The following is a 25,470-nucleotide window of genomic DNA, read 5'->3' as shown; positions in this document are numbered from 1 at the left end:
CTAAAACCCCCGTATGACCGAGCTGTTACAGCGCCTTACGAGATCGGCGGTTCGAGTCCATAGTCCAGCAGAAGCCGCTACAGATTTCCAGCCGGACTTTAGACCGATAGCCTCTAGAAGCTATCGTTGATGAGCATAATTAACCTGACTCATTGTGATTTAGCCAAATTCCATTGAATTGCGGTGTAGGCTTGAGGCTGTATCAATCAGGTGATGTTCTCCATGCTCTCAGCCCGTCAACGCCGCGCCATTCGCCTGGCCCGCCGCTTTATCGCGCCTTATCGATGGCAGGCACTGGGTGCCTTGCTGGCGCTGGTTGTCACCGCTGGCATCACCTTATCCATGGGGCAGGGTATCCGCCTGTTGGTAGACCAGGGGTTCATGACCCAATCGCCCCATTTGCTCAACCAGTCCATCGGCTTGTTTATGATTCTGGTAGTGGGCCTGGCAGTGGGTACCTTTGCCCGCTTCTACCTGGTGTCGTGGATCGGCGAGCGTTGCGTGGCGGACATTCGCCGACAGGTGTTCAACCACTTGATCTACCTGCATCCAGGCTTCTATGAAAACAACCGCAGCTCGGAAATCCAGTCGCGCCTGACCGCTGATACCACGTTGCTGCAATCGGTGATCGGTTCGTCGCTGTCCCTGTTCCTGCGCAATGCCTTAATGGTGATCGGTGGGATCGTGCTGCTGTTCATCACCAACCCCAAGCTCACCAGCATCGTGGTGGTGGCGCTGCCGTTGGTGCTGGCGCCGATTCTGATTTTCGGCCGCCGGGTGCGCAGCCTGTCGCGGTTGAGCCAGGACCGCATCGCTGATGTCGGCAGCTACGTGTCGGAAACCCTTGGGCAGATCAAAACCGTTCAGGCCTACAACCACCAGCGCCAGGACGAACAGCGCTTCGCCGTGACCGTGGAAGAGGCCTTCGATACCGCACGCAAGCGCATCGTCCAGCGCGCCTGGCTCATCACCCTGGTGATCGTGCTGGTACTGGGCGCCGTGGGCGTGATGCTCTGGGTTGGTGGTATGGACGTGATCGCCGGGCGCATATCAGGCGGCGAGCTGGCGGCCTTTGTGTTTTACAGCCTGATTGTTGGTAGCGCCTTCGGCACCCTGAGCGAAGTGATCGGCGAGCTGCAACGGGCGGCCGGCGCGGCAGAGCGTATTGCCGAGTTGTTGCAGTCGAGCAATGAAATCCAGGCGCCCGCCAATGGCACCGTCAAACTGCCTGAGCGGGTAAGCGGTAGCCTGGCGTTGCAAGATCTGAGCTTTTCCTACCCGTCACGTCCAGATCGCTTTGCCATCGATGGCCTGAATCTGACCATCAATGCAGGTGAAACCCTGGCATTGGTAGGACCGTCCGGTGCCGGCAAATCAACCCTCTTCGACCTGCTGCTACGCTTCTACGATCCACAACAAGGTTGCGTTCTGCTGGAAGGCCACCCCCTTACCGAACTGGACCCGCTGGACCTGCGCCGCTGCTTCGCCCTGGTCTCCCAAAGCCCGGCGCTGTTCTTTGGCAGCGTCGAAGAAAACATCCGCTACGGCAACCCCTCGGCCACGTTTGCCCAAGTCGAAGAAGCTGCTCGTATCGCCCACGCCCACGACTTCATCCTGCAAATGCCTGATGGCTACCAGACTCATCTGGGCGACGGCGGCATGGGCCTTTCCGGCGGCCAGCGCCAACGCCTGGCTATCGCCCGCGCGCTGCTGGTGGACGCGCCTATCCTGCTGCTGGACGAAGCCACCAGCGCCCTTGATGCCCAGAGCGAACACTTGATCCAGCAAGCCTTGCCTCAATTGATGCAGGGTCGTACCACGCTGGTGATCGCTCATCGACTGGCCACCGTGAAAAACGCTGACCGGATTGCGGTGATGGATCAGGGCAAGTTGGTGGCGGTGGGGACGCATCAACAATTAATTGCCAGTAACCCTCTGTATGCGCGGCTGGCGGCGTTGCAGTTCAGTGATGGGGACAGGGAGCCGCATACAGGTTAAATCGTCGGCCATAAAAAATGCCCGCATCTCTCAATGCGGGCATTTTCATTTCAGCTTGAAGCTCAAGGCTTGCTGCTTGCCGTTGCCTTTTTACTGATCATCAAAATACCGCTCATGCCAATCCACCAAAGGCTGTGGCGCATTGAGCTTTTGCCCGTAAATAACCGAATAAGACAGCACGTTCTGCACATACTGGCGGGTTTCGTCGAATGGAATGCTTTCCACCCACACGTCGAAACTCAGGTGATCAGCGCCGCGCAGCCATTGGCGCACACGGCCGGGGCCTGCGTTGTAGGCGGCAGAAGCGAGGACGCGGTTGCCATTGAATTGGCTATGAACCTGGCTGAGGTACGCAGCGCCGAGCTGGATGTTCTTGTCCGGGTCCAGCACTTGCTGCGGTGAGGCTAGCGGGATGCTGAACTTGCGCGCAGTTTCCTTGGCGGTGGCGGGCATCAGTTGCATCAGGCCGCTGGCGCCGACGCCGGAGCGGGCGTCGTCCATGAAGGCGCTTTCCTGGCGGGTGATGGCGAACACCCAGCTTGAGTGCAGCCCACGGACCTTGGCTTCACGCACCAGGGTGTCGCGGTGGGCCATGGGGAAGCGGATGTCCAGGTCGTCCCAGTATTGCGCCTGGCTGATGGTGCGGATCGCCGGGAAGTACCACTTCATGTCGTAAGCCAGTTTGGCCTGGGCGACCATTTCGTCACGGTTGAAGTGGCGGCTGACGTGGTACCACTCGCGGCGCCCATCGACGATCTGCCCGCGAGCGTAGAACTCCAGGGCGCGCCTCACGCCGGGGGTGTTACGGACCTTGTTGGCCAGCGCCTGGCTCATCACCAGCGGTTTGTTGTTCAGCTGATAGGGGGCTTGGGAGCGATCTGCCGCGAGGAAACCATAGAAGTCACGCTCGCGCGCCAGGCCTTTGTACAGCACCAGGGCTTGCGGGTTTTTCGGTTCGGCCAGCTCCAGGGCGCGGGCTTGCCAGTAGCGCCAGCGGTTGGTGGTGGCCAGGTCCTGGGGCAGTTTGCGAGTCAATTGATAAGCGTCTTCCCAGCGAGCGAGGCGCAACAGCAGCCGCAGGCGCCATTCGGAAACGGTGTTGTCCCGCAATTCCGGGTCGTATTTGGTCATCACGTCCAGGGCGCGAGGGTCGTAGCGTCGCGCCAGGGTCAAGCCGATTTCCCGGGCGATGGACACTTTTTCGTCACGGGAGAAATGCATGCTGGTGGCATACCCATCGAGCAAGGCCAAGGCCTTTTCGGGGTCCTGGCGTGCCAAGCGGCGAAGACCCAGGCCGACCGCGTCGGACATTGCCTCGGTCGTCGGCAGGAAGCGTGATGGGTTGCTGAGCAAATCAGGCTTTTGCGCGACGTCCACCATCAGTCGGCCTTGGGCGCCGAGGGTGGGCAGAGTTTTCACCAGGCTGTTGGCCAGCGCGTAGTTGCGCGCTTCGGCGGCCAGTTTGGTGCGGCTCCAGATTTTCTGTTCGGTCAGTTGGCCGTCAGCGGCCCATTGTCCAAACGTCGCATCGCAGGCGGCGGGTTGGGATTTACCGGTGAGCCACAGTTTCTCGGCGGTTTTATAGCCTTCGGCCTTGAGGTTGTGGCTTAGCTGGAACTGGCCATGGAGGCAGTCCAGTTCGGTGAAATTGAGCTTGGCGTCGTAGTACTTTTCAAAGGTCTGCCAGTCACCCCGTTCGGCCAGCCAGCGTAACCAGCGCAGTTTCATCCAGTTGGCCTGGGGCAGGTCGCCGTTTTTTGCCAGGAATTGTTCGATCTCCTGGTTGCTGGCGGATTTCAGTCGGGCGGTCAGTTCGTCGTAGGCCAGGTACGGCGTCAGCGGATAATCCGCCAGGGCCTGGCTGTATTGCATGTAAGGGCCGGTGTCGCCTTTGGCCAATGCCCGCTTGGCTTGATCGTAATATTGGCGTTGGGTGGTCAAGTCCACAGCCTGGGCGGTTTGAGCGGCAGTGGCGGAAAGAAGTAGGCAAGATAAAAAATTGAAAAGGCGACTGCGCATGAGACGTCCGTGCAGAGAAATCACGACTAGTGCCGACGCTGCCGGCACTGATTACCTCTAGCTTAGCCTTTTGCCTGCAACCGGTGAAAGCTTTGCCGGCTGCTTCGTTCAAGTTCGCTGGAAATCTTCTGCAGAACATGTCGGCGGCGAAAATGCCGGCCGCCTCAGGCCCTAAGTCAGGTAGAATACGCGCCCAGTTTTTGGAGAAGCTCATGACCCTGCTCAAATTCAGCGATGTGTCCCTTGCTTTCGGCGCTATGCCGTTGTTGGACAAGGTGTCCTGGCAGATCGCCCGTGGTGAGCGGGTGTGTATCATCGGCCGCAACGGCACCGGCAAGTCCAGCATGATGAAGCTGGTAAAAGGCGACCAGAAGCCCGATGAAGGCTCTGTCTGGCGCGCCCCGGGCCTCAAGATTGGCGAATTGCCGCAAGAATTGCCGGTGGCCGACGAACGGACTGTGTTCGACGTGGTTGCCGAAGGCCTGGACGGTGTCGGTGAGTTGCTTGCGCAATATCACCACTTGAGCCAGAACATCGTCACCGCCGCGGACCTGGACAAGCTGATGCACGTCCAGCACGACCTCGAAGCCCGTGACGGCTGGCGCCTGCAGCAATTGGTCGACAGCACCCTCAGCCGCCTGCAACTGCCTGCCGACAAGACCCTCGCCGAATTGTCCGGCGGCTGGCGTCGTCGCGTCCTGCTGGCCCAGGCCCTGGTTTCCGAACCGGACCTGTTGCTGCTCGACGAACCGACTAACCACCTGGATATCGGCGCAATTGCCTGGCTGGAAGAAGCCCTCAAGGACTTCCAGGGCGCCGTGCTGTTTATCACGCACGACCGTTCCTTCCTGCAAAACCTCGCGACCCGCATCCTGGAACTGGATCGCGGTGGCCTGATCGACTGGAACGGCGACTACGCCAGCTTCCTGGTACACAAAGAGGCGGCTCTGTCGGCTGAAGATACCGCCAACGCGCTGTTCGACAAGAAGCTGGCCCAGGAAGAAGTCTGGATCCGGCAGGGCATCAAGGCGCGTCGCACCCGTAACGAAGGTCGCGTACGCGCCCTGAAGGCCCTGCGCAACGAGCGTAGCGAGCGTCGTGAGCGCACCGGCAAGGCCAATATTCAGCTGGATACCGCCGACAAGTCGGGTAAGCAGGTAATGGTCCTGGACAACGTGAGCTTCGCTCACCCGGGCGGCCCGTTCCTGATCAAGGACTTCTCGATGGTCCTGCAGCGCGGCGACCGCATTGGTTTGCTCGGCGCCAACGGTACCGGCAAGACCACCTTGCTCAAGCTGATGCTCAGCGGCCTGCAACCGACCAGCGGTAAAGTGGAAGAGGGCACGCGCATCGACGTAGCCTACTTCGACCAGTTGCGTCACCAGTTGGACCTGGAGAAAACCGTGATCGACAACGTCGCCGAAGGTCGCGACTTTATCGATATCGACGGCCAGAGCCGCCACGTGCTGAGCTACCTGGGCGATTTCCTGTTCAGCCCGCAACGTGCACGTACGCCGGTCAAGGCATTGTCTGGCGGTGAGCGTGCGCGCCTGCTGTTGGCCAAGCTGTTCAGCAAGCCGGCCAACCTGCTGGTGCTCGACGAACCGACCAACGACTTGGACGTGGAAACCCTGGAGCTGCTGGAAGAAGTCTTGCTGACTTTCAACGGCACCGTGCTGATGGTCAGTCACGACCGGGCATTCCTCGACAACGTGGTCACCAGCACCCTGGTCTTTGAAGGTGAAGGCAAGGTTCGCGAATACGTTGGTGGTTATCAGGACTGGCTGCGTCAGGGCGGCTCGCCGCGCCTGCTGGGCGTGACCGAAAGCAAATCCGGCAAGGCTGACCTGGCTTCGGCCGTGGTGACGCCGGCTGCCGCTGCTCCTGCAGAAGCGCCGGTGGCAAAGAAGAAGCTCAGCTACAAGCTGCAGCGCGAGCTGGAAGCGTTGCCGGGTGATATCGACGCCAAGGAAAAGCAGATTGCTGGTGTTGAGGCCGAAATGGCTGACGCGAGTTTCTATCAGCGTCCTGCGGCTGAAACCGCCAAGGTCATTGCTTCCCTTGAGCAGTTGCAGGCTGAGTTGGACGTATTGGTTGAGCGTTGGGCCGAGCTGGATGCCTGATTGATTCTGCGGCAATAAAAAACCCGGCGTGCACTTAGGTGAACGCCGGGTTTTTTGTAGGAGCTAGCTTGCTCGCGATGCTCGTTAACGATAACGCGGGGTGCCTGACACGGTGAGGTGCTCTCAGGTTTTTCGCGAGCAAGCTCGCTCCTACACTGCTTTGATCAGTCTCACTGCCAGCACATCACATGGCGCGCCATGCAGCACATCATTGGCGGTGGAGCCCAGGAGCAACGCCAAGCCGTGACGGCCATGGCTGCCGACCACAATCAGGTCACAGCCTTGTTCCTTGGCCAGGTGATGGATTTCCTGGCGCGGCTGGCCGTAGGTCAAGTGGCTCTGATCTTTTTTCAGTGCCGGATACTTGGCAATCAATCGCTCAAGCCGTTCCTTGGCTTGATCGAACTGTTGTTGTTGCAGCTGTGAAAGGTCCATCGGTACATCGCCGCCAAAGGCCATGGCCATGGGTTCGACGATATGCACCAGGGACAGCTTGACGGTGTCGCCGGCAAGTTCAACGGCGCGCTTGATCACTGGATCGCACTCTTCGGTCAGATCCACAGCGACCAGAATATGTTGGTAGGGCATGAAGAGTTCCTCCAAAGGAAAGCGATAAGTTCAGTATGGCTGGTTTCAAGCGGATGGGCTTGCGTCAGGTCAAATCCGCTCATCAAGAATTCGGGAGTACACATATGACGGTCTGGATAGTGGTGTCAATCCTTGCGGTGGTTTTGAGCCCTCTGGCATGGCTGCGTCCATCGCGTCATTCGAGTGGGCGCATGGCTCTGCGCATGGAGGCACGCCGCATTGGCCTGGCCATGCAACTGGTGCCTCAGGAGTGGCCGCACTGGCTCAAGCAGGAGCCGCCGAGCCCGTGTGCGCAGTATCACCGGCCACGGCGCGGCAGCCGGCCTTCGATCTGGAGTTATTGGCAGCTGGAGCCGGGTGTGTGGGTCAATCAGTGGCAGGAAGTCTGCGTTGACGAGAAATTGTTGCCACATTTTGCGACGCTGCCCGACAACGTCTACAAGGTGGAGGCGGATGCGCAGATGATCACTTTGTACTGGGGGGAGAAGGGTGAAATGAGTGTTTTGCAGGACATTACTGCGCTGCTCAAGGCACTGGCCTGATTGGTTTCTGGAGGAACGGTATGTTTTCGTGGGCAATAAAAAGCCCGATATCAACATCGGGCGGGGTTGGCCAGGCAGGCCGGAAACTCTTCAGTGCTGACTTTCATTTCACGCCGGATATTCGTCCAAGCGTTCATGTGATCTTGCTAAGGTTGTCGCTAGCGTAGCTGCTGACGCCAGTCTGTACAGGCCTTCGCACGTATTTTCTTATTATTGATTGCGTGAATGGTTCGCCATCCATCCGCCTGCAACTTGCCCTCATGGTTCTGAAATGACTGAAAAGTCGCGTTTTTCAGGCCCTTTCGGGCGATTGACAATTGTCGGAATTTGGATGAAGGTGGCGTACCCAAATCAAACGGGCGTATGAATTGAGCGTTTGTATTAGCGAGCGCTTCTACAGAATCCCGACTATCGCGTTGGCGGGTGTGCCTGGCGAATTGGCGTTAGCATCGACGGTAACGTCAATGCTGAAGCTTGTGCCTGCGTCCGACGTGTACTGTTCAGCTTCCATATCGTGGAGATCAGTTGATGATTTACGAAGGTAAAGCCATCACGGTTAAGGCTCTTGAAAGTGGCATCGTCGAATTGAAATTCGACCTCAAGGGTGAGTCCGTCAACAAGTTCAACCGTCTAACCCTGAACGAACTGCGTCAGGCCGTAGACGCCATCAAAGCAGATGCTTCGGTCAAGGGCGTGATCGTTTCCAGCGGCAAGGACGTGTTTATCGTCGGCGCTGACATCACCGAATTCGTCGAGAGCTTCAAGCTGCCCGATGCCGAGCTTGTAGCTGGCAACCTCGAAGCCAACAAGATTTTCAGCGATTTCGAAGACCTCAACGTACCGACCGTTGCCGCGATCAATGGCATCGCCCTGGGCGGCGGTTTGGAAATGTGCCTGGCTGCGGACTACCGCGTCATGGTCACGACTGCGAAAATCGGTCTGCCGGAAGTCAAGCTGGGCATCTACCCAGGCTTTGGCGGTACCGTGCGCCTGCCGCGCATCATCGGTGCCGACAACGCCATCGAATGGATCGCCGCCGGCAAGGAAAACCGTGCTGAGGACGCGCTGAAAGTTGGCGCCGTCGATGCCGTGGTTGCTCCCGAGAAGCTGGCCGAAGCCGCACTGAACCTGATCAAAGGCGCCATCAGCGGCGAATTTGACTACAAGGCCAAGCGTCAGCCGAAGCTGGAAAAACTCAAGCTCAACGCCATCGAACAAATGATGTCGTTCGAGACCGCCAAGGGTTTCGTCGCTGGTCAAGCCGGCCCGAACTACCCGGCGCCGGTTGAAGCCATCAAGACCATCCAGAAAGCCGCGAACTTCGGTCGCGACAAGGCGCTGGAAATCGAAGCCGCAGGTTTCGTCAAACTGGCCAAGACCTCTGCCGCGCAGAGCTTGATCGGTCTGTTCCTGAACGATCAGGAGCTGAAGAAAAAGGCCAAGGCCTACGACGAAATCGCCAAGGACGTGAAACAGGCTGCCGTACTCGGCGCCGGTATCATGGGTGGCGGTATCGCCTATCAGTCGGCGTCCAAAGGCACGCCGATCCTGATGAAAGACATCAACGAGCACGGTATCGAGCAGGGTCTGGCAGAAGCCGCGAAACTGCTGGTGGGCCGCGTTGATAAAGGTCGCATGACTGCAGCCAAGATGGCCGAAGTGCTCAACGGCATTCGTCCGACCCTGTCCTACGGTGATTTCGGCCACGTCGACCTGGTGGTCGAAGCGGTTGTCGAGAATCCGAAGGTCAAGCAGGCGGTACTGGCTGAAGTCGAGGCCCATGTCGGTGAAGACACCATCCTGGCTTCCAACACCTCGACCATTTCCATCACCTTGCTGGCCAAGGCCCTCAAGCGTCCGGAAAACTTCGTCGGCATGCACTTCTTCAACCCGGTGCACATGATGCCGCTGGTGGAAGTGATCCGTGGCGAGAAGTCCAGTGAGCTGGCCGTTGCCACCACCGTGGCCTACGCCAAGAAAATGGGCAAGAACCCGATCGTCGTCAACGACTGCCCGGGCTTTTTGGTCAACCGTGTGCTGTTCCCGTACTTCGGCGGTTTCGCCAAGTTGGTCAGCGCTGGTGTGGACTTCGTCCGTATCGACAAGGTCATGGAAAAATTCGGCTGGCCAATGGGCCCGGCGTACCTGATGGACGTGGTCGGTATCGACACCGGCCACCACGGTCGCGACGTAATGGCGGAAGGCTTCCCGGACCGCATGAAAGACGACCGTCGTTCGGCCATCGATGCGCTCTACGAAGCCAAGCGCCTGGGCCAGAAGAATGGCAAGGGCTTCTACGCCTACGAGACCGACAAGCGCGGCAAGCAGAAGAAAGTCGCCGATCCGTCGGTGCTGGAAGTGCTCAAGCCGATCGTCTACGAACAGCGTGAAGTGTCCGACGAGGACATCATCAACTGGATGATGATCGCTCTGTGCCTGGAAACCGTGCGCTGCCTGGAAGACGGCATTGTCGAAACCGCTGCCGAAGCCGACATGGGTCTGGTCTACGGTATTGGTTTCCCTCCATTCCGTGGCGGTGCGCTGCGCTACATCGATTCGATCGGTGTGGCCGAGTTCGTTGCCCTGGCTGATCAGTACGCTGATTTGGGCCCGCTGTACCACCCGACTGCGAAGCTGCGTGAGATGGCCAAAAACGGCCAGAGCTTCTTCGGTTAAGCGCCCAAACGACTAGAGCGAGAATATTTATGAGCTTGAATCCAAGAGACGTCGTGATTGTCGACTTCGGTCGCACTCCAATGGGCCGCTCCAAGGGCGGCATGCACCGCAACACCCGCGCCGAAGACATGTCGGCGCACCTGATCAGCAAATTGCTGGAACGCAACGTCAAGGTCGATCCGAGCGAAGTCGAAGACGTGATCTGGGGCTGTGTGAACCAGACCCTGGAGCAGGGTTGGAACATCGCGCGGATGGTGTCGCTGATGACACCGATCCCGCACACCGCTGCTGCCCAGACCGTCAGCCGCCTGTGTGGCTCGTCCATGAGTGCCCTGCACACTGCCGCGCAAGCGATCATGACCGGCAACGGTGATGTATTTGTGGTGGGTGGCGTCGAGCACATGGGCCACGTCAGCATGATGCACGGTGTCGATCCGAACCCGCACATGTCCCTCTACGCGGCGAAAGCCTCGGGCATGATGGGCTTGACCGCAGAAATGCTCGGCAAGATGCACGGCATCACCCGTGAGGCCCAGGACGCATTCGGCGTGCGCTCCCACCAGCTCGCCCACAAGGCGACCCTGGAAGGCAAGTTCAAGGATGAAATCATCCCGATGAACGGCTACGACGAGAACGGTTTCCTGAAACTGTTCGACTACGACGAAACCATTCGTCCGGACACCACCCTGGAAAGCCTGGCGGCCCTCAAGCCTGCCTTCAATCCCAAGGGCGGCACCGTGACAGCCGGTACTTCGTCGCAGATTACTGACGGTGCTTCGTGCATGATCGTGATGTCGGCCCAGCGTGCCCAGGACCTGGGTATTCAGCCGATGGCAGTGATTCGTTCGATGGCAGTGGCAGGTGTGGACCCGGCGATCATGGGCTATGGTCCAGTACCGGCCACACAAAAAGCACTGAAGCGCGCGGGCCTGACTATCTCCGATATCGACTTCTTCGAACTCAACGAAGCTTTCGCCGCACAGGCCCTGCCAGTGCTGAAAGATTTGAAAGTGCTCGACAAGATGAACGAGAAGGTTAACCTGCACGGCGGCGCGATTGCCCTGGGTCACCCATTCGGTTGCTCTGGTGCGCGAATCTCCGGCACGTTGCTTAACGTGATGAAGCAAAATGGCGGCAACCTCGGGGTAGCTACCATGTGCATTGGTCTCGGCCAAGGCATCTCCACCGTCTTCGAACGTATCTAAACGTTGTGTTGACGGAAGCCGGGGCCAAGTGCCCCGGTTTTTTGTTTTTTGGAAGTTTTTGTATTTTTTTTTTAACAAATTTTGTAAGAGCGCCAGAGCATGAAAGTCGAACCCGGGCTCTACCAGCATTATAAAGGTCCGCAGTACCGCGTTTTTAATGTCGCGCGGCATTCCGAGACCGAAGAGGAAGTGGTGTTTTACCAAGCACTGTATGGCGATTACGGCTTTTGGGTGCGTCCCTTGAGCATGTTCCTGGAGACCGTCGAAGTTGACGGCGAGCAGGTCCCGCGCTTTGCTTTGATCCAGGTCGAACCGAGCCTTTTTTGAGCGTAATAAAGGCAGGCCGCGCGCAATGCTGCGCTTGACCTCACCTTGTTGCCACTATATATAGCGTTGCCGCGTCAGGCGCCAACCGCCTTTCACTTCTCGAATTCAGGAATTTTCCGATCCATGGGCAAATCGCTGGTCATTGTGGAATCCCCGGCTAAGGCCAAGACCATCAACAAGTACTTGGGTAACGAGTACGTGGTGAAGTCGAGTATCGGCCATATCCGAGACCTGCCCACCAGCGGTTCGGCTAGCGCCAGCAAGGAGCCTGCCGCCAAGCGCGGCAAGGCGGCTGCGGGCGAAGGTCCGGTGCTCACGCCTAAAGAGAAAGCTCGCAAGCAGCTGGTCTCGCGCATGGGTGTCGATCCCGACCATGGCTGGAAAGCCCAGTACGAGATCCTCCCGGGCAAGGAAAAGGTCATCGAAGAGCTGCGCCGGCTCGCCAAGGATGCTGACATCATCTATCTCGCAACCGACTTGGATCGCGAGGGGGAAGCCATTGCCTGGCACCTGCGCGAAGCCATCGGTGGTGATGAGAGCCGCTACAAGCGCGTGGTGTTCAACGAAATCACCAAGAAAGCGATTCAGGAGGCCTTCTCCAAGCCGGGCGAACTGGACATCGATCGGGTTAACGCTCAACAGGCCCGTCGTTTCCTCGACCGCGTCGTGGGTTACATGGTCTCGCCACTGCTGTGGGCGAAGATCGCCCGTGGTCTGTCCGCCGGCCGTGTGCAATCGGTAGCGGTGAAGCTGGTGGTGGAGCGTGAGCGCGAGATTCGTGCGTTCAACCCTGAAGAATACTGGGAAATCCATGCTGATCTCGGCAGCGCCAAGGGCGCAACCGTGCGCTTTGACGTGGCCCGCGAGAAAGGCGAGGCCTTCAAGCCGCTCAACGAAGCCCAGGCCATGGCCGCGCTGGAGAAACTCAAGGCTTCCAGCTACAGCATCGTCAAGCGTGAAGACAAACCCACCAGCAGCAAGCCGTCGGCGCCGTTCATCACCTCCACCCTGCAGCAGGCCGCGAGCAACCGCCTGGGCTTCGGCGTGAAGAAGACGATGATGATGGCCCAGCGTCTGTATGAAGCGGGCTACATCACCTATATGCGTACCGACTCCACCAACCTGTCGTTGGATGCAGTCGCGATGGCGCGTACTTACATTGAAGGCGAGTTCGGCAAGAAGTACCTGCCGGAAAACCCGAACGTCTACAGCAGCAAGGAAGGCGCACAAGAGGCTCACGAAGCGATTCGTCCGTCTGACGCCAACACCGAGCCAAGCAAGCTGACTGGCATGGAACGTGACGCTGAGCGCCTCTACGAGTTGATCTGGCGCCAGTTCCTGGCCTGCCAGATGCTGCCGGCGCAATACCTGTCGACCACCGTCAGCGTCGCCGCTGGGGACTTCGAGTTGCGGGCCAAGGGCCGCATCCTCAAGTTTGATGGCTACACCCGCGTCATGCCGCAAATCGCCAAGCCGGGCGACGACGACGTGCTGCCGGACATGGCTCAGGGCGACGTGATGAAGCTGATCAAGCTTGATCCGACCCAGCACTTCACCAAGCCGCCGGCCCGTTATTCGGAAGCCAGCCTGGTGAAAGAGATGGAAAAGCGCGGTATCGGTCGTCCTTCGACCTACGCGGCGATCATCTCCACCATCCAGGACCGTGGCTACGTGGCCCTGCATAACCGTCGTTTCTATTCGGAAAAGATGGGCGACATCGTCACCGAGCGTCTATCCGAGAGCTTCTCCAACCTGATGGACTACGGCTTCACCGCCGGTATGGAAGAGAACCTCGACGACGTCGCCCAGGGCGAACGGGACTGGAAAAACGTACTCGACGAGTTCTACGGTGACTTCAAGAAGAAACTGGAAGTCGCCGAAAGCGCTGAGAATGGCATGCGCGCCAACCAGCCGGTGATGACGGACATTGCGTGCCTCACCTGCGGGCGGCCGATGCAGATTCGTACTGCGTCCACCGGTGTATTCCTCGGTTGCTCGGGCTACAGCCTGCCGCCGAAGGAGCGTTGCAAGGCCACCGTCAACCTGGTGCCGGGTGACGAGATCGCTGCCGATGACGAGGGTGAATCTGAATCCCTGGTACTGCGCGGCAAGCACCGTTGCCCGATCTGCAGCACGGCGATGGACGCCTACCTGCTGGACGAGAAGCACAAGCTGCATATCTGCGGTAACAACCCGGATTGCAACGGCTACGAGATCGAGGAAGGCAGCTACCGTATCAAGGGCTACGAAGGCCCGAGCCTGGAATGCGACAAGTGCGGCAGCGAGATGCAGCTCAAGACGGGCCGTTTCGGCAAGTTCTTCGGTTGCACCAACCCGACCTGCAAGAACACCCGCAAACTGCTCAAAAGCGGTGATGCGGCGCCGCCGAAGATGGACCCGGTGAAGATGCCTGAACTCAAGTGCCAGAAGGTCAACGACACCTACATCCTGCGCGACGGGGCTTCGGGTTTGTTCCTGGCAGCCAGCCAGTTCCCGAAAAACCGTGAGACTCGCGCGCCACTGGTGATCGAGATCGTGCCCCACAAGGACGAGATTGATCCGAAGTACCACTTCCTCTGTGAAGCGCCGAAGAAAGATCCCGACGGTCGTCCGGCTGTGATCCGCTACAGCCGCAAGACCAAGGAGCAGTACGTACAGACCGAAGTCGAGGGCAAGCCTACCGGCTGGAAAGCGTTCTACGACGGTGGCAAGTGGAAGGTCGAGGACAAGCGTCAAGGCGCTTGATTCGGTTGTCCGTTTGACACAAAGGCCGCCTTCACAGGCGGCCTTTGTTTTGGGCTTGCAGTGCACTTGTCTCATCCGTGACACTGCCCAGCCAGTATTACGCCTTATTCGTTGTGGAGACTGCCTTCATGGCCAACGAACTCTATACCCGTACCAACCAGAAAATTTACTTCGCGGGTTTGTCCCTGGAAGCCCTTGGCCGTGCGGAGGAGGGAAAGGAGATGAACGCTATCGCGCTGGTGCAGGCGGGGCGTGAATCGGCGTTGTTCCACCTTTATGGTGCGTTGCTGGGCTTGTGCCATGAAATCGCTGGGTTCTACCGCTTGCCTCAAGCCGCTGCGCCGCGGGCCGAGATGATCCTGACCCGCGAAGTGCTGGAGTCCATGGCGATCCCGGAGTTGGCCGAACTGGTGGAAATGGCACAGAGCCCGGACAGTTGGCTGGCGCGTTTGTTGGTGGCCCATGCGGCGATGTTCCAGCCGCCACGGGCGCCGCACAAGCCCAAGGGTGATGTGACCCAGCCGCTGATCGTGGCGGTGAGCCTGGAGGAGGAGGGCCCGGCGCCGCTGAGCAGGGTAGAGCTGGAAAGCTGGCGCCAGGAACTGAAGAAACTGGCAATTCGGTTTCGGGATGGGCTTAACGAGTGCTAAGTCGCGTGCTCTCGATAGATCAATGATCACCAAATGTGAAAGCTGACTTGATGTGACGAGCCCGCTCGCCACAACAAGCCCGCTTGCCACAAGACTGATATAATCCCGGCCTTTCGTGGAGAACAGACTTTTATGCCAACTTCCTTTTTGGAAATTGTTGAATTGCCCGACGGCCGAATTGAGCTGCGCAGGGCTGAGGACGAGGGTTCTCTGGTAACTTTGGACTTCTCCGAGGACGCCAAGGCGTTCCTGCAAGGCCAGCACGTGGAAGTGGCAAAAGCCATGCTAAGCGTCGGTGTGCAGATGGCGGGACGCCTGGCTGAAGGCGAGCCGGAGAAAGACGACGGCCCACGGATTCTTCACTGAGTCCGTCTGTCGGTTTTTTTGGTGTGAGTCAAACTTACAGATCGGCTTCTCAATCCTGGAGAAGCCTGGTGTCCATCGCAGGCACTGGCTGAAAGTCAGAGCTGCAATCGGACGGTCTTTCGTGCTTGCAGCGGTAACGCTTTGCGCGTTAGCACCGGCTTTATCCCAGTCGAATATTCAAACTCTGTGCGTCGCCCGTGCGTGCTGCACTGATCAACTGTTGCCTGGCTGTTGTGCTCAGCGGGTTCAACCAACTGACCACGGTGTGGCTTCGCCCCAGGCGTAAAGCTTCGCAAGTTAATTGCTGGGCGCTTTGAGTGCCCCGTGGTTGCAGCAGCAGGATACGCTCGCGATTCAGGCCGGCGTCCCGTAACCAGGCCTGGGTCAGGCTTGAGGGCGGGGCGATCAAGGTCAGCCAACGGGCGTCCTGTTCCTCGCTCAGTTCGCGAAGAATGGGGGCCAGCAGGCTCAGGCAGTTCCCGGCAGCGCCGCGCAACGACAATTCACTGAATGCCTCGGGGTCGGTGATCCAGGGTGACTCGATCGCTTCCTTGAGGATCGGCGCAAGGGGCTGGGCCATCATGAAGGCCTCAAACAACGGCAGTTGTGTGTGTTGCGGTGCGTGTGGAAACTGCATGATGCCTCCGTTAGCGGCGAATAACGCCGACACTCAAGCCTTCGATCACCAGGTCCTGGTCTTTGAGGTTCACTTCAATGGGGGCGAACTCAGGGTTTTCGGCCAGGAGCCAGACCTTGCTGCCTTCACGCTTGAAGCGTTTTACCGTGACTTCATCACCGATGCGGGCGACGACGATCTGGCCATTACGGGCTTCGCGAGTGGTATGGACAGCCAACAAGTCACCGTCAAAAATACCGACATCCTTCATGCTCATGCCATGAACCCGCAGCAGGTAGTCAGCGCGAGGGTGGAAGAACGTCGGGTTGATGTTGCAGGATTCTTCGACGTGCTGTTGAGCCAAGATCGGCGCACCGGCAGCAACACGGCCAATGATCGGCAGCGTCGATTCGTCGGCCTTGGCCTCGAAGCCAGGGATGCGGATGCCTCTTGAAGCGCCTGGCGTCATCTCGATCGCGCCTTTGCGGGCGAGGGCCTTCAGGTGTTCTTCAGCGGCATTGGGTGACTTGAATCCCAGCTCCAGCGCAATTTCAGCCCGGGTCGGCGGATAACCGTTGTCGTCGAGGCAGCGCTTGATAAAAGCCAGAATCTCAGCTTGGCGTGGCGTCAGTTTTAGCATGTTGATCGCTCTGTCTTTTTATACAGTGACTGGGATTATATACAGTGAACTGCGCTTGGCAATCATCGTTTTTATTAACTCCGCTGGACGGTCATCCATTAGCCTTATAACGCTCCAGCGACAGCGCTGCCTACAGGCCCCGCCAGATGTGATTAAATAGTGATGAAATAGCTGACTGCTCAGCCGGAAAGCGGACCCGCAGCTTGACAATACATAAGGTGAAACGTATGTTTCAAACAAGTGTTTGTCAGGCGGAGTAACCATGGCCCAGTCGGAAACCGTTGAACGCATTCTCGATGCTGCCGAGCAGTTGTTCGCGGAAAAAGGATTTGCTGAAACCTCATTGCGGCTGATCACCAGCAAGGCCGGGGTCAACCTGGCGGCAGTGAACTATCATTTCGGCTCGAAAAAAGCCCTGATCCAGGCGGTGTTCTCGCGATTCCTGGGGCCGTTCTGCGCCAGCCTTGATCGTGAACTGGAGCGCCGCCAGGCCAAGGCAGATCACAAGCCAAGCCTGGAAGACCTGCTGGAAATCCTCGTCGAGCAAGCGCTGGTGGTCCAGCCACGCAGCGGCAACGACCTGTCGATCTTCATGCGCCTGCTGGGCCTGGCATTCAGCCAGAGCCAGGGGCATTTGCGTCGTTACCTGGAAGACATGTACGGCAAGGTGTTCCGCCGCTATATGCTGCTGGTCAACGAAGCAGCACCTCGCATCCCTCCTATCGAATTGTTTTGGCGCGTGCATTTCATGCTCGGCGCTGCAGCGTTCAGCATGTCCGGAATCAAGGCCTTGCGGGCGATTGCCGAAACCGACTTTGGCGTCAACACCTCCATCGAGCAGGTGATGCGCCTGATGGTGCCGTTCCTCGCGGCCGGCATGCGCGCCGAAACCGGCGTCACTGACCAGGCCATGGCCGCCGCCCAGTTGCGCCCGCGCAGCAAGTCGGTGCCGGCCGCCGCCAAGGTTTAACCGCTCTTGGGTGTGCGTGGCGGCTTGCATCCGCTAAGCTAGCCGCCCATGCCGATTACAGCTATTTATCCACAACCCGTTGCTCTCGCTGAGCGTTCATTGCCAGGTTCAATCCTGGCGATGCGACCTCGCGAGGGCTTCGGTTTGCGCGCGTTATTTAAGGAAGGTTTATGACTGCTGCCCTGCAAGGTTCATTGATGGTGGACGTCGCCGGTACCTGGCTGACGGCTGAAGATCGCCACTTGTTGCGTCAGCCTGAGGTAGGCGGCCTGATCATTTTTGCGCGCAATATCGAGCATCCACGCCAGGTGCGTGAGTTGAGCGCGGCGATTCGTGCCGTGCGCCCGGACGTGTTGTTGGCGGTCGATCAGGAAGGCGGTCGCGTTCAGCGTCTGCGCCAAGGTTTTGTGCGCCTGCCAGCCATGCGTGCCCTGGCCGATAATCCCAACGCCGAATACCTCGCTGAGCAATGCGGTTGGATCATGGCCACCGAAGTGCTGGCAGTTGGTCTGGACCTGAGCTTCGCCCCGGTGCTGGACCTGGATTATCAGCGCAGCGCCGTTGTCGGCAGCCGTTCATTCGAAGGCGATCCCGAGCGTGCCGCCTTGCTGGCTGGCGCCTTTATCCGCGGCATGAACAGCGCCGGCATGGCTGCTACCGGCAAGCACTTCCCCGGTCACGGTTGGGCTGAAGCCGATTCCCACGTTGCGATTCCCAATGATGAGCGCAGCCTGGAACAGATTCGGGCCAATGATCTGGTGCCTTTCGCACGGCTGAGCAAGCAGTTGGCCGCAGTGATGCCGGCCCATGTCATTTACCCACAAGTCGATGCACAACCCGCCGGCTTCTCTCGCCGCTGGCTGCAGGACATCCTGCGAGGTGAGTTGCAGTTCGACGGGGTGATTTTCAGTGATGACCTGTCCATGGCCGGTGCCCATGTAGTGGGTGACGCCGCCAGTCGTATCGAGGCTGCGTTGACCGCCGGTTGCGACATGGGTCTGGTATGCAACGACCGCGCCGCTGCCGAGTTGGCCCTGAGCGCCGCCCAGCGCATGAAGGTCACACCGTCGGCCCGTATTGCCCGGATGCGCGGGCAGGGCATTGCCTCTATCGAATACAAGCAGGACCCACGCTGGCTGGCTGCTCTGGGCGCCCTCAGAGAAGCTCAACTGATCGATTAAGGTGTCGATTATCGGCGACATCACTCGCGGACGCCTGCGCCTGGAGGTGGCAGATGAAATCACCCGGCTGGCAAGAGTATTGAATCGCTGATGGGTGAGTATTTACTCACTCCTTTTGGTGTCAGATAAGTCAGTCTTGAAGTGTGGTTTTTTCATACTCATCTGTGAGAAAACCATATTGAAGAAATTTCCGGCTGCGATAACATCCTAGCCCATGACGATACTTCTTGACCGAATTCTAGAACTGGACTGAGCTGAGCTTTTTGATCAGGGTACTTTTGATCGCGCCATCAAATACGCAAAGGATGACCGGGTCCAGATAGTGGATATGGGTTCGAACATCCTTCATGCGCAGTGTCGAGGTTCAGGTACAAACCTCTACCAGCAGATCATTTCACTGGAAGAATATTCAGGTTCGCCCAGGCTTGATTGTGAGTGCTCCTGCCCGATGGTCAGTGACTGAAAACACTGCGCTGCGGTCCTTATCTATCTTGAGACGACTTATTTCAAGCAGTCGGCTGCCAATACTAATTCCCGTCTGAGCCCTGACCTTGAACGTTGGCTCAACAGCATTCCTGCCCCCGTCCCGGAGGTTGAGACTTACGCCAAGGGCGCCAATACCCGGGTGTTGTACAAGTTCCAGGCAAGTCGGGTTGCAGGTCAGTGGTCATTGGCAGTGTACAAGGCACGTCAGCTGAAAAATGGCGGTCTGAGTGACATCAAGTCGCTCTATTCGTTGGACGAAACGTTGATACGTTCGCCTGGTTATCTCCTTGAGGTGGACAAGCGGATCGCGCGTTTGCTGCTGCCCGGCCAAACGTACGGTCGGTACAGCAGCAGTTATCCACTGGAGGGAGAGGCTGGTGCGCAAATCCTTGAACTGGCGCTGAAGACCGGGAGATTGTTTTATGACTTCGATCCGGTGCAGTTGCTCAATTCGGGCCCCAGCCAAGTCGCCCATTTCAGATGGGTCGAGCAGCCCAATGGTGACTACCGCCCGCAGTGGCACAGTGCTGAGCAACCGCTGACTGATGTCCTGGCCCTCAAGCCGCTCTATTACCTCGACCGCACGCGTATGGAGCTTGGGCCGGTGGAACACGATATGGATGCAACCCTGGCCTGCCATATGTGCCAGTTGCCCGAGATTCCCGCACGCGACGTTGCCCTGTTCAGCGATCGCATCAGCGCGGTGGCTTCAGCCATTCCTCCACCGCAGAAGCTGACTGAACGAGTCATCGACGACATCGAACCACGCGCTTGCCTGACCTTGGGCAGTCATGAATCTCATTCCTACAATGCTGCTTACCACCGCCAGATGCCATCCATTGAGCATCGCGCAGCGTTGGCCTATCGCTATGGCGCGGGTCTTTGAAGTGACAAGGCTTCCACGGAAATCCTGCTGCTGACGGGCACCGAAACCCAGCGCATCCAGCGCAAGCCTGCCGCCGAAAAAGCCCTGCGCAAGGCGCTTGTAGGGTTGGGTTTTGCCAAGGTAACCCGCAAGACCCAGGCGTTGCCCGAGAGTGCGGGAGAAATGTTTGACCTGCCCAGCGATGAGGCCTGGTTGAACTTCGTTGAAGCCGGTTTACCCGCACTGCGTGAGTCCGGTTGGGAAGTGATCATCACCCCCGGCTTTCACTACGACGTGGAGGCGGTGGACCACTGGTACGCCGACATCGAGGAGTCCCCCGGGCGGGAGTGGTTTGATCTGGAGCTGGGTATTGAGGTCAATGGCGAGCGCCACAGCCTGCTGCCTATCGTTCTGAATTTGATGCGCCGTCAGCCGCAGTTGCTTCTACCTGCTTATCTGGCAGATCGCGACGATGACGAGCGCTTGCTGGTCGCTCTAGGTGCAGGTCAGAAAACCAAGGTTGCGCTGCCTTACGGACGAATCAAACCGTTGATGGCGACCCTTGGCGAACTCTATTTGCGTGAGCCCGAGGGGACCTCGCTGCGAGCGATCTGGATGGTATTCCCCTGGTCTGGCAAGGCGGTGAGCGCCTGCGCAACTTTGCCAAACGCTTGAAGGACTCCACCCATGCCCATGTGCCCGCCCCCCAAGGGCTGAACGCCGAACTTCGCGGCTACCAGCTCGAAGGCCTGAACTGGATGCAGACCCTGCGTGAACTGGAAGTCGGCGGCATCCTGGGCGATGACATGGGCCTGGGCAAAACCCTGCAAGCTCTTGCGCATCTACTCTGCGAAAAACAGGCCGGTCGTTTGCTTACCCCTGCGTTGGCCGTCATGCCAACCAGTCTGATCCCCAACTGGCAGGATGAGGCCGCCCGTTTCACCCCGCAACTCAAGGTGCTGGCACTGCATGGTACTCAACGCCAGGAAAACTTCACGCGCTTGACCGATTACGACTTGGTACTCACCACCTATGCGCTGTTGCCCCGGGACCTCGAAGTCTTGCAGGCGCAACGCTGGAGTGTGTTGATCCTGGACGAGGCGCAAAACATCAAGAACCCCAACAGCAAGGCCGCCCAGGCCGCACGGCAACTGGACGCCGATCAACGCTTGTGCCTTTCAGGAACGCCGCTGGAAAACCACTTGGGTGAGCTCTGGGCGCTGTTCCATTTCCTGTTGCCGGGGTGGCTGGGCGACAGCAAAACCTTCAATCGTGATTACCGCACGCCCATCGAAAAGCACGGTAACGCGCAGCGGATGCAGCACCTTACGGCCCGTATAAAACCCTTCCTGTTACGCCGTAAAAAGGAACAGGTGGCGACTGAATTACCGCCCAAGACCGAAATTGTCCACTGGGTGGACTTGAGCGACGCGCAACGGAATGTCTATGAAACCGTACGCGTGGCCATGGATAAAAAGGTGCGCGATGAGATCAGTCGCCATGGTGTGGCGCGCAGCCAGATCATCATTCTGGAAGCGCTGCTCAAGCTGCGGCAGGTGTGTTGTGACTTGCGGCGGGTCAAGTCGGCACCGGTCTCCAAAGTCGCTCGCGCAGGCACGGGCAAGCTGGGCAGTTTGATGGAGATGGTGGAGGAGCTGCTCAGTGAGGGTCGGCGTATTTTGCTGTTCTCGCAATTCACCTCGATGCTGGCGCTGATTGAGGAAGAGTTGAAGCAGCGTCAGGTCGATTATTCGATCCTGACCGGTGAAACCCTTGATCGACGTACACCGGTCAAGAACTTCCAGGACGGCAAGACGCCGTTGTTCCTGATCAGTTTGAAGGCGGGCGGTACGGGCTTGAACCTGACGGAAGCCGATACGGTGATCCACTACGACCCGTGGTGGAACCCAGCGGTGGAAAACCAGGCGACGGATCGTGCTTACCGTATCGGGCAGGATAAGCCGGTGTTCGTCTACAAGATGATCGCCCGCGGCACCGTGGAGGAGAAAATTCAGGCGTTGCAGCAGGAGAAAGCTGCTCTGGCCAGCGGCGTGCTTGAAGGCGGCGCCAGTGCGGGCTGGAAGCTGGAGCCGCGGGACTTCGAGGCGCTGTTTGCTCCGTTGCCTGGCTGAAGAGCGAGTCGCAGCCATCGCGGGCTCGCCCGCGATGACGGTTTAAGAGTCACCGTAAAAGTCAGCGTTTTTCCTGCTTATTGGGCAACGGCGCAAACAGCGCTTCAATATCCTCATTGCCTAATTTCCAATCCCCGGTCGTCCGGCCATCCAGCACACCTGCAGCCAGATCAGCTTTCTCCTGCTGTAGCGCCTGAATCTTTTCCTCCACGGTGCCCCTGGCGATCATCTTGTAGACGAACACCGGCTTCTCCTGGCCAATACGATATGCGCGGTCGGTGGCCTGGTTTTCTGTGGCAGGGTTCCACCACGGGTCGTAGTGGATCACCGTATCGGCTTCCGTCAGGTTAAGGCCAACGCCGCCAGCCTTGAGGCTGATCAGGAAGATCTGCAACTTGCCGCTCTGGAAGTCTTTCACCGGCGTGCGTCGATCCCGGGTCTGGCCGGTGAGCAGTGCATAGGCGACACCGCGTTTTTTCAGTTCGACTTCGATCAGGCTGAGCATCGAGGTGAATTGGGAAAACAGCAGAATCCTGCGCCCTTCGGCAAACAGTTCCTCCAGCATTTCCATCAAACTGTCGAGCTTGCCGGAGCTGCTGCCGCGAGTGGATAGGGGGGCGTCATTCACCAGTCGCAAATCGCAACACACCTGACGCAACTTCAGCAGCGCTTCCAAAATGATGATTTGACTGCGGGCCACGCCCTTGCGGGTAATCTCATCGCGGACTTTCTTGTCCATCGCCAAACGCATGGTTTCATACACATCACGCTGGGCCTCATTGAGTTCGACCCAGTGGATGATCTCTGTCTTGGGCGGCAGCTCTGTGGCTACCTGTTCCTTGGTACGGCGCAGCAGGAAAGGTTTAATTCGGCCGTTGAGGTGCTGCAATCGCACCTCACTGGCGCGCTTTTCGATGGGCACGCGGTAGTCGCGGTTGAAGCTTTTCACGTCACCGAGCCAGCCCGGCAGCAGGAAGTGGAACAGCGACCAGAGTTCGCCCAAGTGGTTTTCCAGCGGCGTGCCGCTCAGGCACAGGCGCTGGCGGGCATTCAGCTCGCGGGCGGCCTGGGCAGCCTTGCTGTTGGGGTTCTTGATGTACTGCGCTTCGTCGAGGATCAATACGTGCAGGGGCTGGGCGGCCAGTTGCTCGATGTCCTTGGGCAGCAGGGCGTAGGTCGTCAGCAGCAGGTCATAGTCCTGCAGTTGCGGGAAATGTTTCTTGCGCCCGGCACCGTACAGCGCGAGCACCTTGAGCTGCGGGGTGAAGTGCGCCGCTTCATCGAGCCAGTTGGGGATCAGGCTAGTGGGCATCACCACCATGCACGGCCGGTCCAGGCGCCCGGCGATTTTCTCGATGAGAATATGCGCCAGGGTTTGCAGGGTTTTACCCAGGCCCATGTCATCCGCAAGAATCCCGCCCACTTCCAGTTGCCGTAGCGACTGCATCCAGCTCAGGCCTTCCAGCTGATAGGGGCGCAAGGTTGCGTTCAAGCCCTGCGGCGCGACAACGGCAAAGTCCTTGATGTCCCGCAGCCGCTGGGCGAAGTTGCGGATCTGATCGCCGCCTTCCCATTGCAGTGGCAGGTCTTCCAGTGGGTTGAGGCGAATCGCGTCGGCCTTGGCCAGGCGCAAGGTGGTGGCGCCGGGCTCTTGCAGGTAAAACTCGCCAAGGGTGGCCAGCACCGGTTTCAGCCGGCCATAGGGCAGCGCCACTTGCAGCGGGCCGTGACCGCCATTGGGTAGGCCGGGAATGTTGACCAGGATCAGCTCGTCATCGCGCCTGCGGGCAAGTTTTTCCGGGTTGAGGATTTCGGTGTGGGAACGCATCAAGTTCAACAGGATTGGCAGCAGGCTCAGCCGTTCGCCGTTAACGATGATCCCCAGTTCCAGGTCGAACCAGTCGCGCTCCGGCACTTCGTCGACGGTGGCGTACCAGTCGTCCACGGTGCTGAGGTCGAAGCCGAAGTCCTCATCGATCTGCAACTCCCAACCCTGGGCCCGTAATCGGGGTGAAGCATTAAGGGTGAAATTCAGCCAAGCGCTGTCGTTGACCATCTCGAACAGTTCGCCTGCACTTTCCGGCAGGGCCTTGCTCTGGCGGGTGGCGATCTTGAAGCCGAGCAGGCGCAGTTGTTCGCGAAATTGCTGTTCGACCTCGGGGTGGCGCTTGATTCGCAGGCTTTGCGTTTCCTGGCGGACAATGATGTCGGCGTTCTTCTGGCCGCTGGCGTAGTTGCCCTGGTAGTTGAAGGACAGCGCCGCGCGATGCTGGATATAACGCTGCATCTTGCCGTTGCGCGGCTCGAAGGCGCTGAACTCGATACTGGCCAGCCACAATCGCGGGATGGGCTGCACGTTATCCAGCACCACTTGCGGCAGCACCACGCGGTTATCCAGCACTGCCTGGAGCTTCTCCAGCAACTCGGCATCCTGCGCCGCTGCCGGGTAGGCCAGGGTTTCCTGGACTTTAAGCAGCACCGCCGCAATGTGTTTGCAGTTGGTATGCACAGGGCAGGTGCAGCGGCTGTCCACCAGGATCAGCATGCCCTTGGCGGATTCGCGCAACGAGATGGTCTGGCGATAGACATTGCCGCCGGAGCCTTCGCAACTGGCGATGATGGTGCTGTCGCCGGATTCGACGATGCGCACGCGGTTTTCCAGGGCGTAGCGCCGGCCACGCTCCAGGCTTTGCTCTTTGAAACGGTTGGCCCACGAAGGGGCCAGGGGTTTGGTCAGCGACGGCGTCAGGGGCATGGTGGTGGATCAGTCCTGAACATCGGGCGGTGCAGCGCTGGGCGGCTTGGCGGTCAGTGAAGTGATCTTGATCAGCAGCGCCAGCTGGCCGTTATCCAGGTAGTTGAGCTGGTTGTTCTTGGTGTGGCTGGTTTGCTTGAGGTGTTCGCTGGCGGTTACGTTGCCATTGTTGTCGAACTGGTTGATCCAGAAACTCGCGTCCACGTCGGTAAAGCGCCCAAGTTGCAGCTTCAGGGTGCCCTGGAGGGGGAACTGGCCGAACTGCTCAGCACCGTCGCTGATGGCGATATTGACCGGCTGCTCGCCGAGGCTCTGTTCCCAGGCCTTGTGCAGCAGCACGGTGTAGTTGCTGTCGGCGTTGAGCTTGTCGACGATGTTGTTCAGGCGCGGCGGGCTCATTTTGTCACTGCCCAGGCGTGGCGCCCCGGCGTCCCAGTCTTCCGGCGCCGCCCGGCTGCCGATCACCGGCTCGGCATTCTGGCGGACCAGGATCATTTCCACCTGATACAAACTATCGGCAAATGCCGCAGGTGCACACACCACTACCAACAACAGGCTCAGGATACGGAACAGGCGCATGGGGCGT

17 protein-coding genes and 1 pseudogene are annotated in these 25,470 nt (G+C 58.8%); 12 read left to right on the top strand and 6 right to left on the bottom strand.

Features of this window, described 5'->3' with window-relative positions:
- Positions 1-213: 213 nt before the first annotated feature.
- The gene (locus ACZRJ6_RS00200) at positions 214-1,998 is read left to right on the top strand and encodes an ABC transporter transmembrane domain-containing protein (protein ID WP_463969955.1); all 1,785 of its coding nucleotides are present in this window, start codon (positions 214-216) and stop codon (positions 1,996-1,998) included.
- Between the two features lie 90 nt (positions 1,999-2,088).
- On the opposite strand, the gene ACZRJ6_RS00195 is transcribed toward ACZRJ6_RS00200, so the two are convergent.
- Positions 2,089-4,017 carry a transglycosylase SLT domain-containing protein gene (locus ACZRJ6_RS00195; protein WP_463969956.1) on the bottom strand — a complete coding sequence of 643 codons (1,929 nt, stop codon included), beginning with the start codon at positions 4,015-4,017 and terminating at the stop codon, positions 2,089-2,091.
- 212 nt (positions 4,018-4,229) lie between these two features.
- Between ACZRJ6_RS00195 and ACZRJ6_RS00190 the strand changes: the two genes are divergently transcribed.
- The gene (locus ACZRJ6_RS00190; protein ID WP_463969957.1) at positions 4,230-6,140 is read left to right on the top strand and encodes an ATP-binding cassette domain-containing protein; all 1,911 of its coding nucleotides are present in this window, start codon (positions 4,230-4,232) and stop codon (positions 6,138-6,140) included.
- A gap of 150 nt (positions 6,141-6,290) precedes the next feature.
- Here the strand turns inward: ACZRJ6_RS00190 and ACZRJ6_RS00185 are convergent, their stop codons facing one another.
- Positions 6,291-6,728: a universal stress protein gene (locus ACZRJ6_RS00185; RefSeq protein WP_149412886.1), complete on the bottom strand. Its 438-nt coding sequence runs from the start codon at positions 6,726-6,728 to the stop codon at positions 6,291-6,293.
- 104 nt (positions 6,729-6,832) lie between these two features.
- On the opposite strand from ACZRJ6_RS00185, the gene ACZRJ6_RS00180 reads away from it, so the two are divergent.
- The 7 genes from ACZRJ6_RS00180 (at position 6,833) to ACZRJ6_RS00150 (ending at position 15,239) form a co-directional block, all read left to right on the top strand.
- Entirely contained in the window at positions 6,833-7,270 is a 438-nt protein-coding gene (locus tag ACZRJ6_RS00180) for a hypothetical protein (protein ID WP_463969958.1), read from the top strand.
- A gap of 528 nt (positions 7,271-7,798) precedes the next feature.
- Positions 7,799-9,946 (top strand): fatty acid oxidation complex subunit alpha FadB, encoded by a 2,148-nt coding sequence (gene fadB, locus ACZRJ6_RS00175; RefSeq protein WP_463969959.1) that lies wholly within the window; start codon positions 7,799-7,801, stop codon positions 9,944-9,946.
- A gap of 29 nt (positions 9,947-9,975) precedes the next feature.
- A complete protein-coding gene (gene fadA, locus ACZRJ6_RS00170) occupies positions 9,976-11,151 on the top strand; it encodes an acetyl-CoA C-acyltransferase FadA (protein WP_133101602.1) in 1,176 nt (391 codons plus the stop codon).
- Positions 11,152-11,250: 99 nt separating this feature from the next.
- Complete coding sequence (locus ACZRJ6_RS00165) at positions 11,251-11,478, top strand: DUF1653 domain-containing protein (RefSeq protein WP_463969960.1); 228 nt, start codon at positions 11,251-11,253, stop codon at positions 11,476-11,478.
- Between the two features lie 123 nt (positions 11,479-11,601).
- A complete protein-coding gene (topA, locus tag ACZRJ6_RS00160; protein WP_463969961.1) occupies positions 11,602-14,223 on the top strand; it encodes a type I DNA topoisomerase in 2,622 nt (873 codons plus the stop codon).
- Positions 14,224-14,351: 128 nt separating this feature from the next.
- Complete coding sequence (locus ACZRJ6_RS00155; RefSeq protein WP_463969962.1) at positions 14,352-14,873, top strand: DUF6586 family protein; 522 nt, start codon at positions 14,352-14,354, stop codon at positions 14,871-14,873.
- A gap of 132 nt (positions 14,874-15,005) precedes the next feature.
- Positions 15,006-15,239 (top strand): hypothetical protein, encoded by a 234-nt coding sequence (locus ACZRJ6_RS00150; RefSeq protein ID WP_029300092.1) that lies wholly within the window; start codon positions 15,006-15,008, stop codon positions 15,237-15,239.
- Between the two features lie 160 nt (positions 15,240-15,399).
- Here the strand turns inward: ACZRJ6_RS00150 and sulA are convergent, their stop codons facing one another.
- Both sulA and lexA read right to left on the bottom strand, forming a co-directional pair.
- Positions 15,400-15,876 (bottom strand): SOS-induced cell division inhibitor SulA, encoded by a 477-nt coding sequence (sulA, locus tag ACZRJ6_RS00145; protein WP_463969963.1) that lies wholly within the window; start codon positions 15,874-15,876, stop codon positions 15,400-15,402.
- 10 nt (positions 15,877-15,886) lie between these two features.
- A complete protein-coding gene (gene lexA, locus ACZRJ6_RS00140; RefSeq protein WP_003172575.1) occupies positions 15,887-16,495 on the bottom strand; it encodes a transcriptional repressor LexA in 609 nt (202 codons plus the stop codon).
- A gap of 262 nt (positions 16,496-16,757) precedes the next feature.
- On the opposite strand from lexA, the gene ACZRJ6_RS00135 reads away from it, so the two are divergent.
- The 3 genes and pseudogenes from ACZRJ6_RS00135 to ACZRJ6_RS00125 all read left to right on the top strand — a co-directional run bounded on the left by ACZRJ6_RS00135 (position 16,758) and on the right by ACZRJ6_RS00125 (position 22,129).
- Positions 16,758-17,465, top strand: coding sequence for a TetR family transcriptional regulator (locus ACZRJ6_RS00135; RefSeq protein WP_133101596.1), 708 nt, complete (start codon positions 16,758-16,760; stop codon positions 17,463-17,465).
- 170 nt (positions 17,466-17,635) lie between these two features.
- Positions 17,636-18,646 carry a beta-N-acetylhexosaminidase gene (gene nagZ / locus ACZRJ6_RS00130; protein ID WP_149412894.1) on the top strand — a complete coding sequence of 337 codons (1,011 nt, stop codon included), beginning with the start codon at positions 17,636-17,638 and terminating at the stop codon, positions 18,644-18,646.
- A gap of 625 nt (positions 18,647-19,271) precedes the next feature.
- A pseudogene (locus tag ACZRJ6_RS00125) lies at positions 19,272-22,129 on the top strand (DEAD/DEAH box helicase).
- A 61-nt stretch (positions 22,130-22,190) separates the two neighbouring features.
- On the opposite strand, the gene ACZRJ6_RS00120 reads toward ACZRJ6_RS00125, so the two are convergent.
- Positions 22,191-24,884 (bottom strand): DEAD/DEAH box helicase, encoded by a 2,694-nt coding sequence (locus ACZRJ6_RS00120; RefSeq protein WP_463969964.1) that lies wholly within the window; start codon positions 24,882-24,884, stop codon positions 22,191-22,193.
- A gap of 9 nt (positions 24,885-24,893) precedes the next feature.
- Positions 24,894-25,463 carry a CsiV family protein gene (locus ACZRJ6_RS00115; RefSeq protein ID WP_463969965.1) on the bottom strand — a complete coding sequence of 190 codons (570 nt, stop codon included), beginning with the start codon at positions 25,461-25,463 and terminating at the stop codon, positions 24,894-24,896.
- Positions 25,464-25,470: the final 7 nt, after the last annotated feature.

It is taken from the genome of Pseudomonas sp. C321 (genome assembly GCF_055407105.1).
This window is presented reverse-complemented; position numbering and strand designations above follow the sequence as displayed.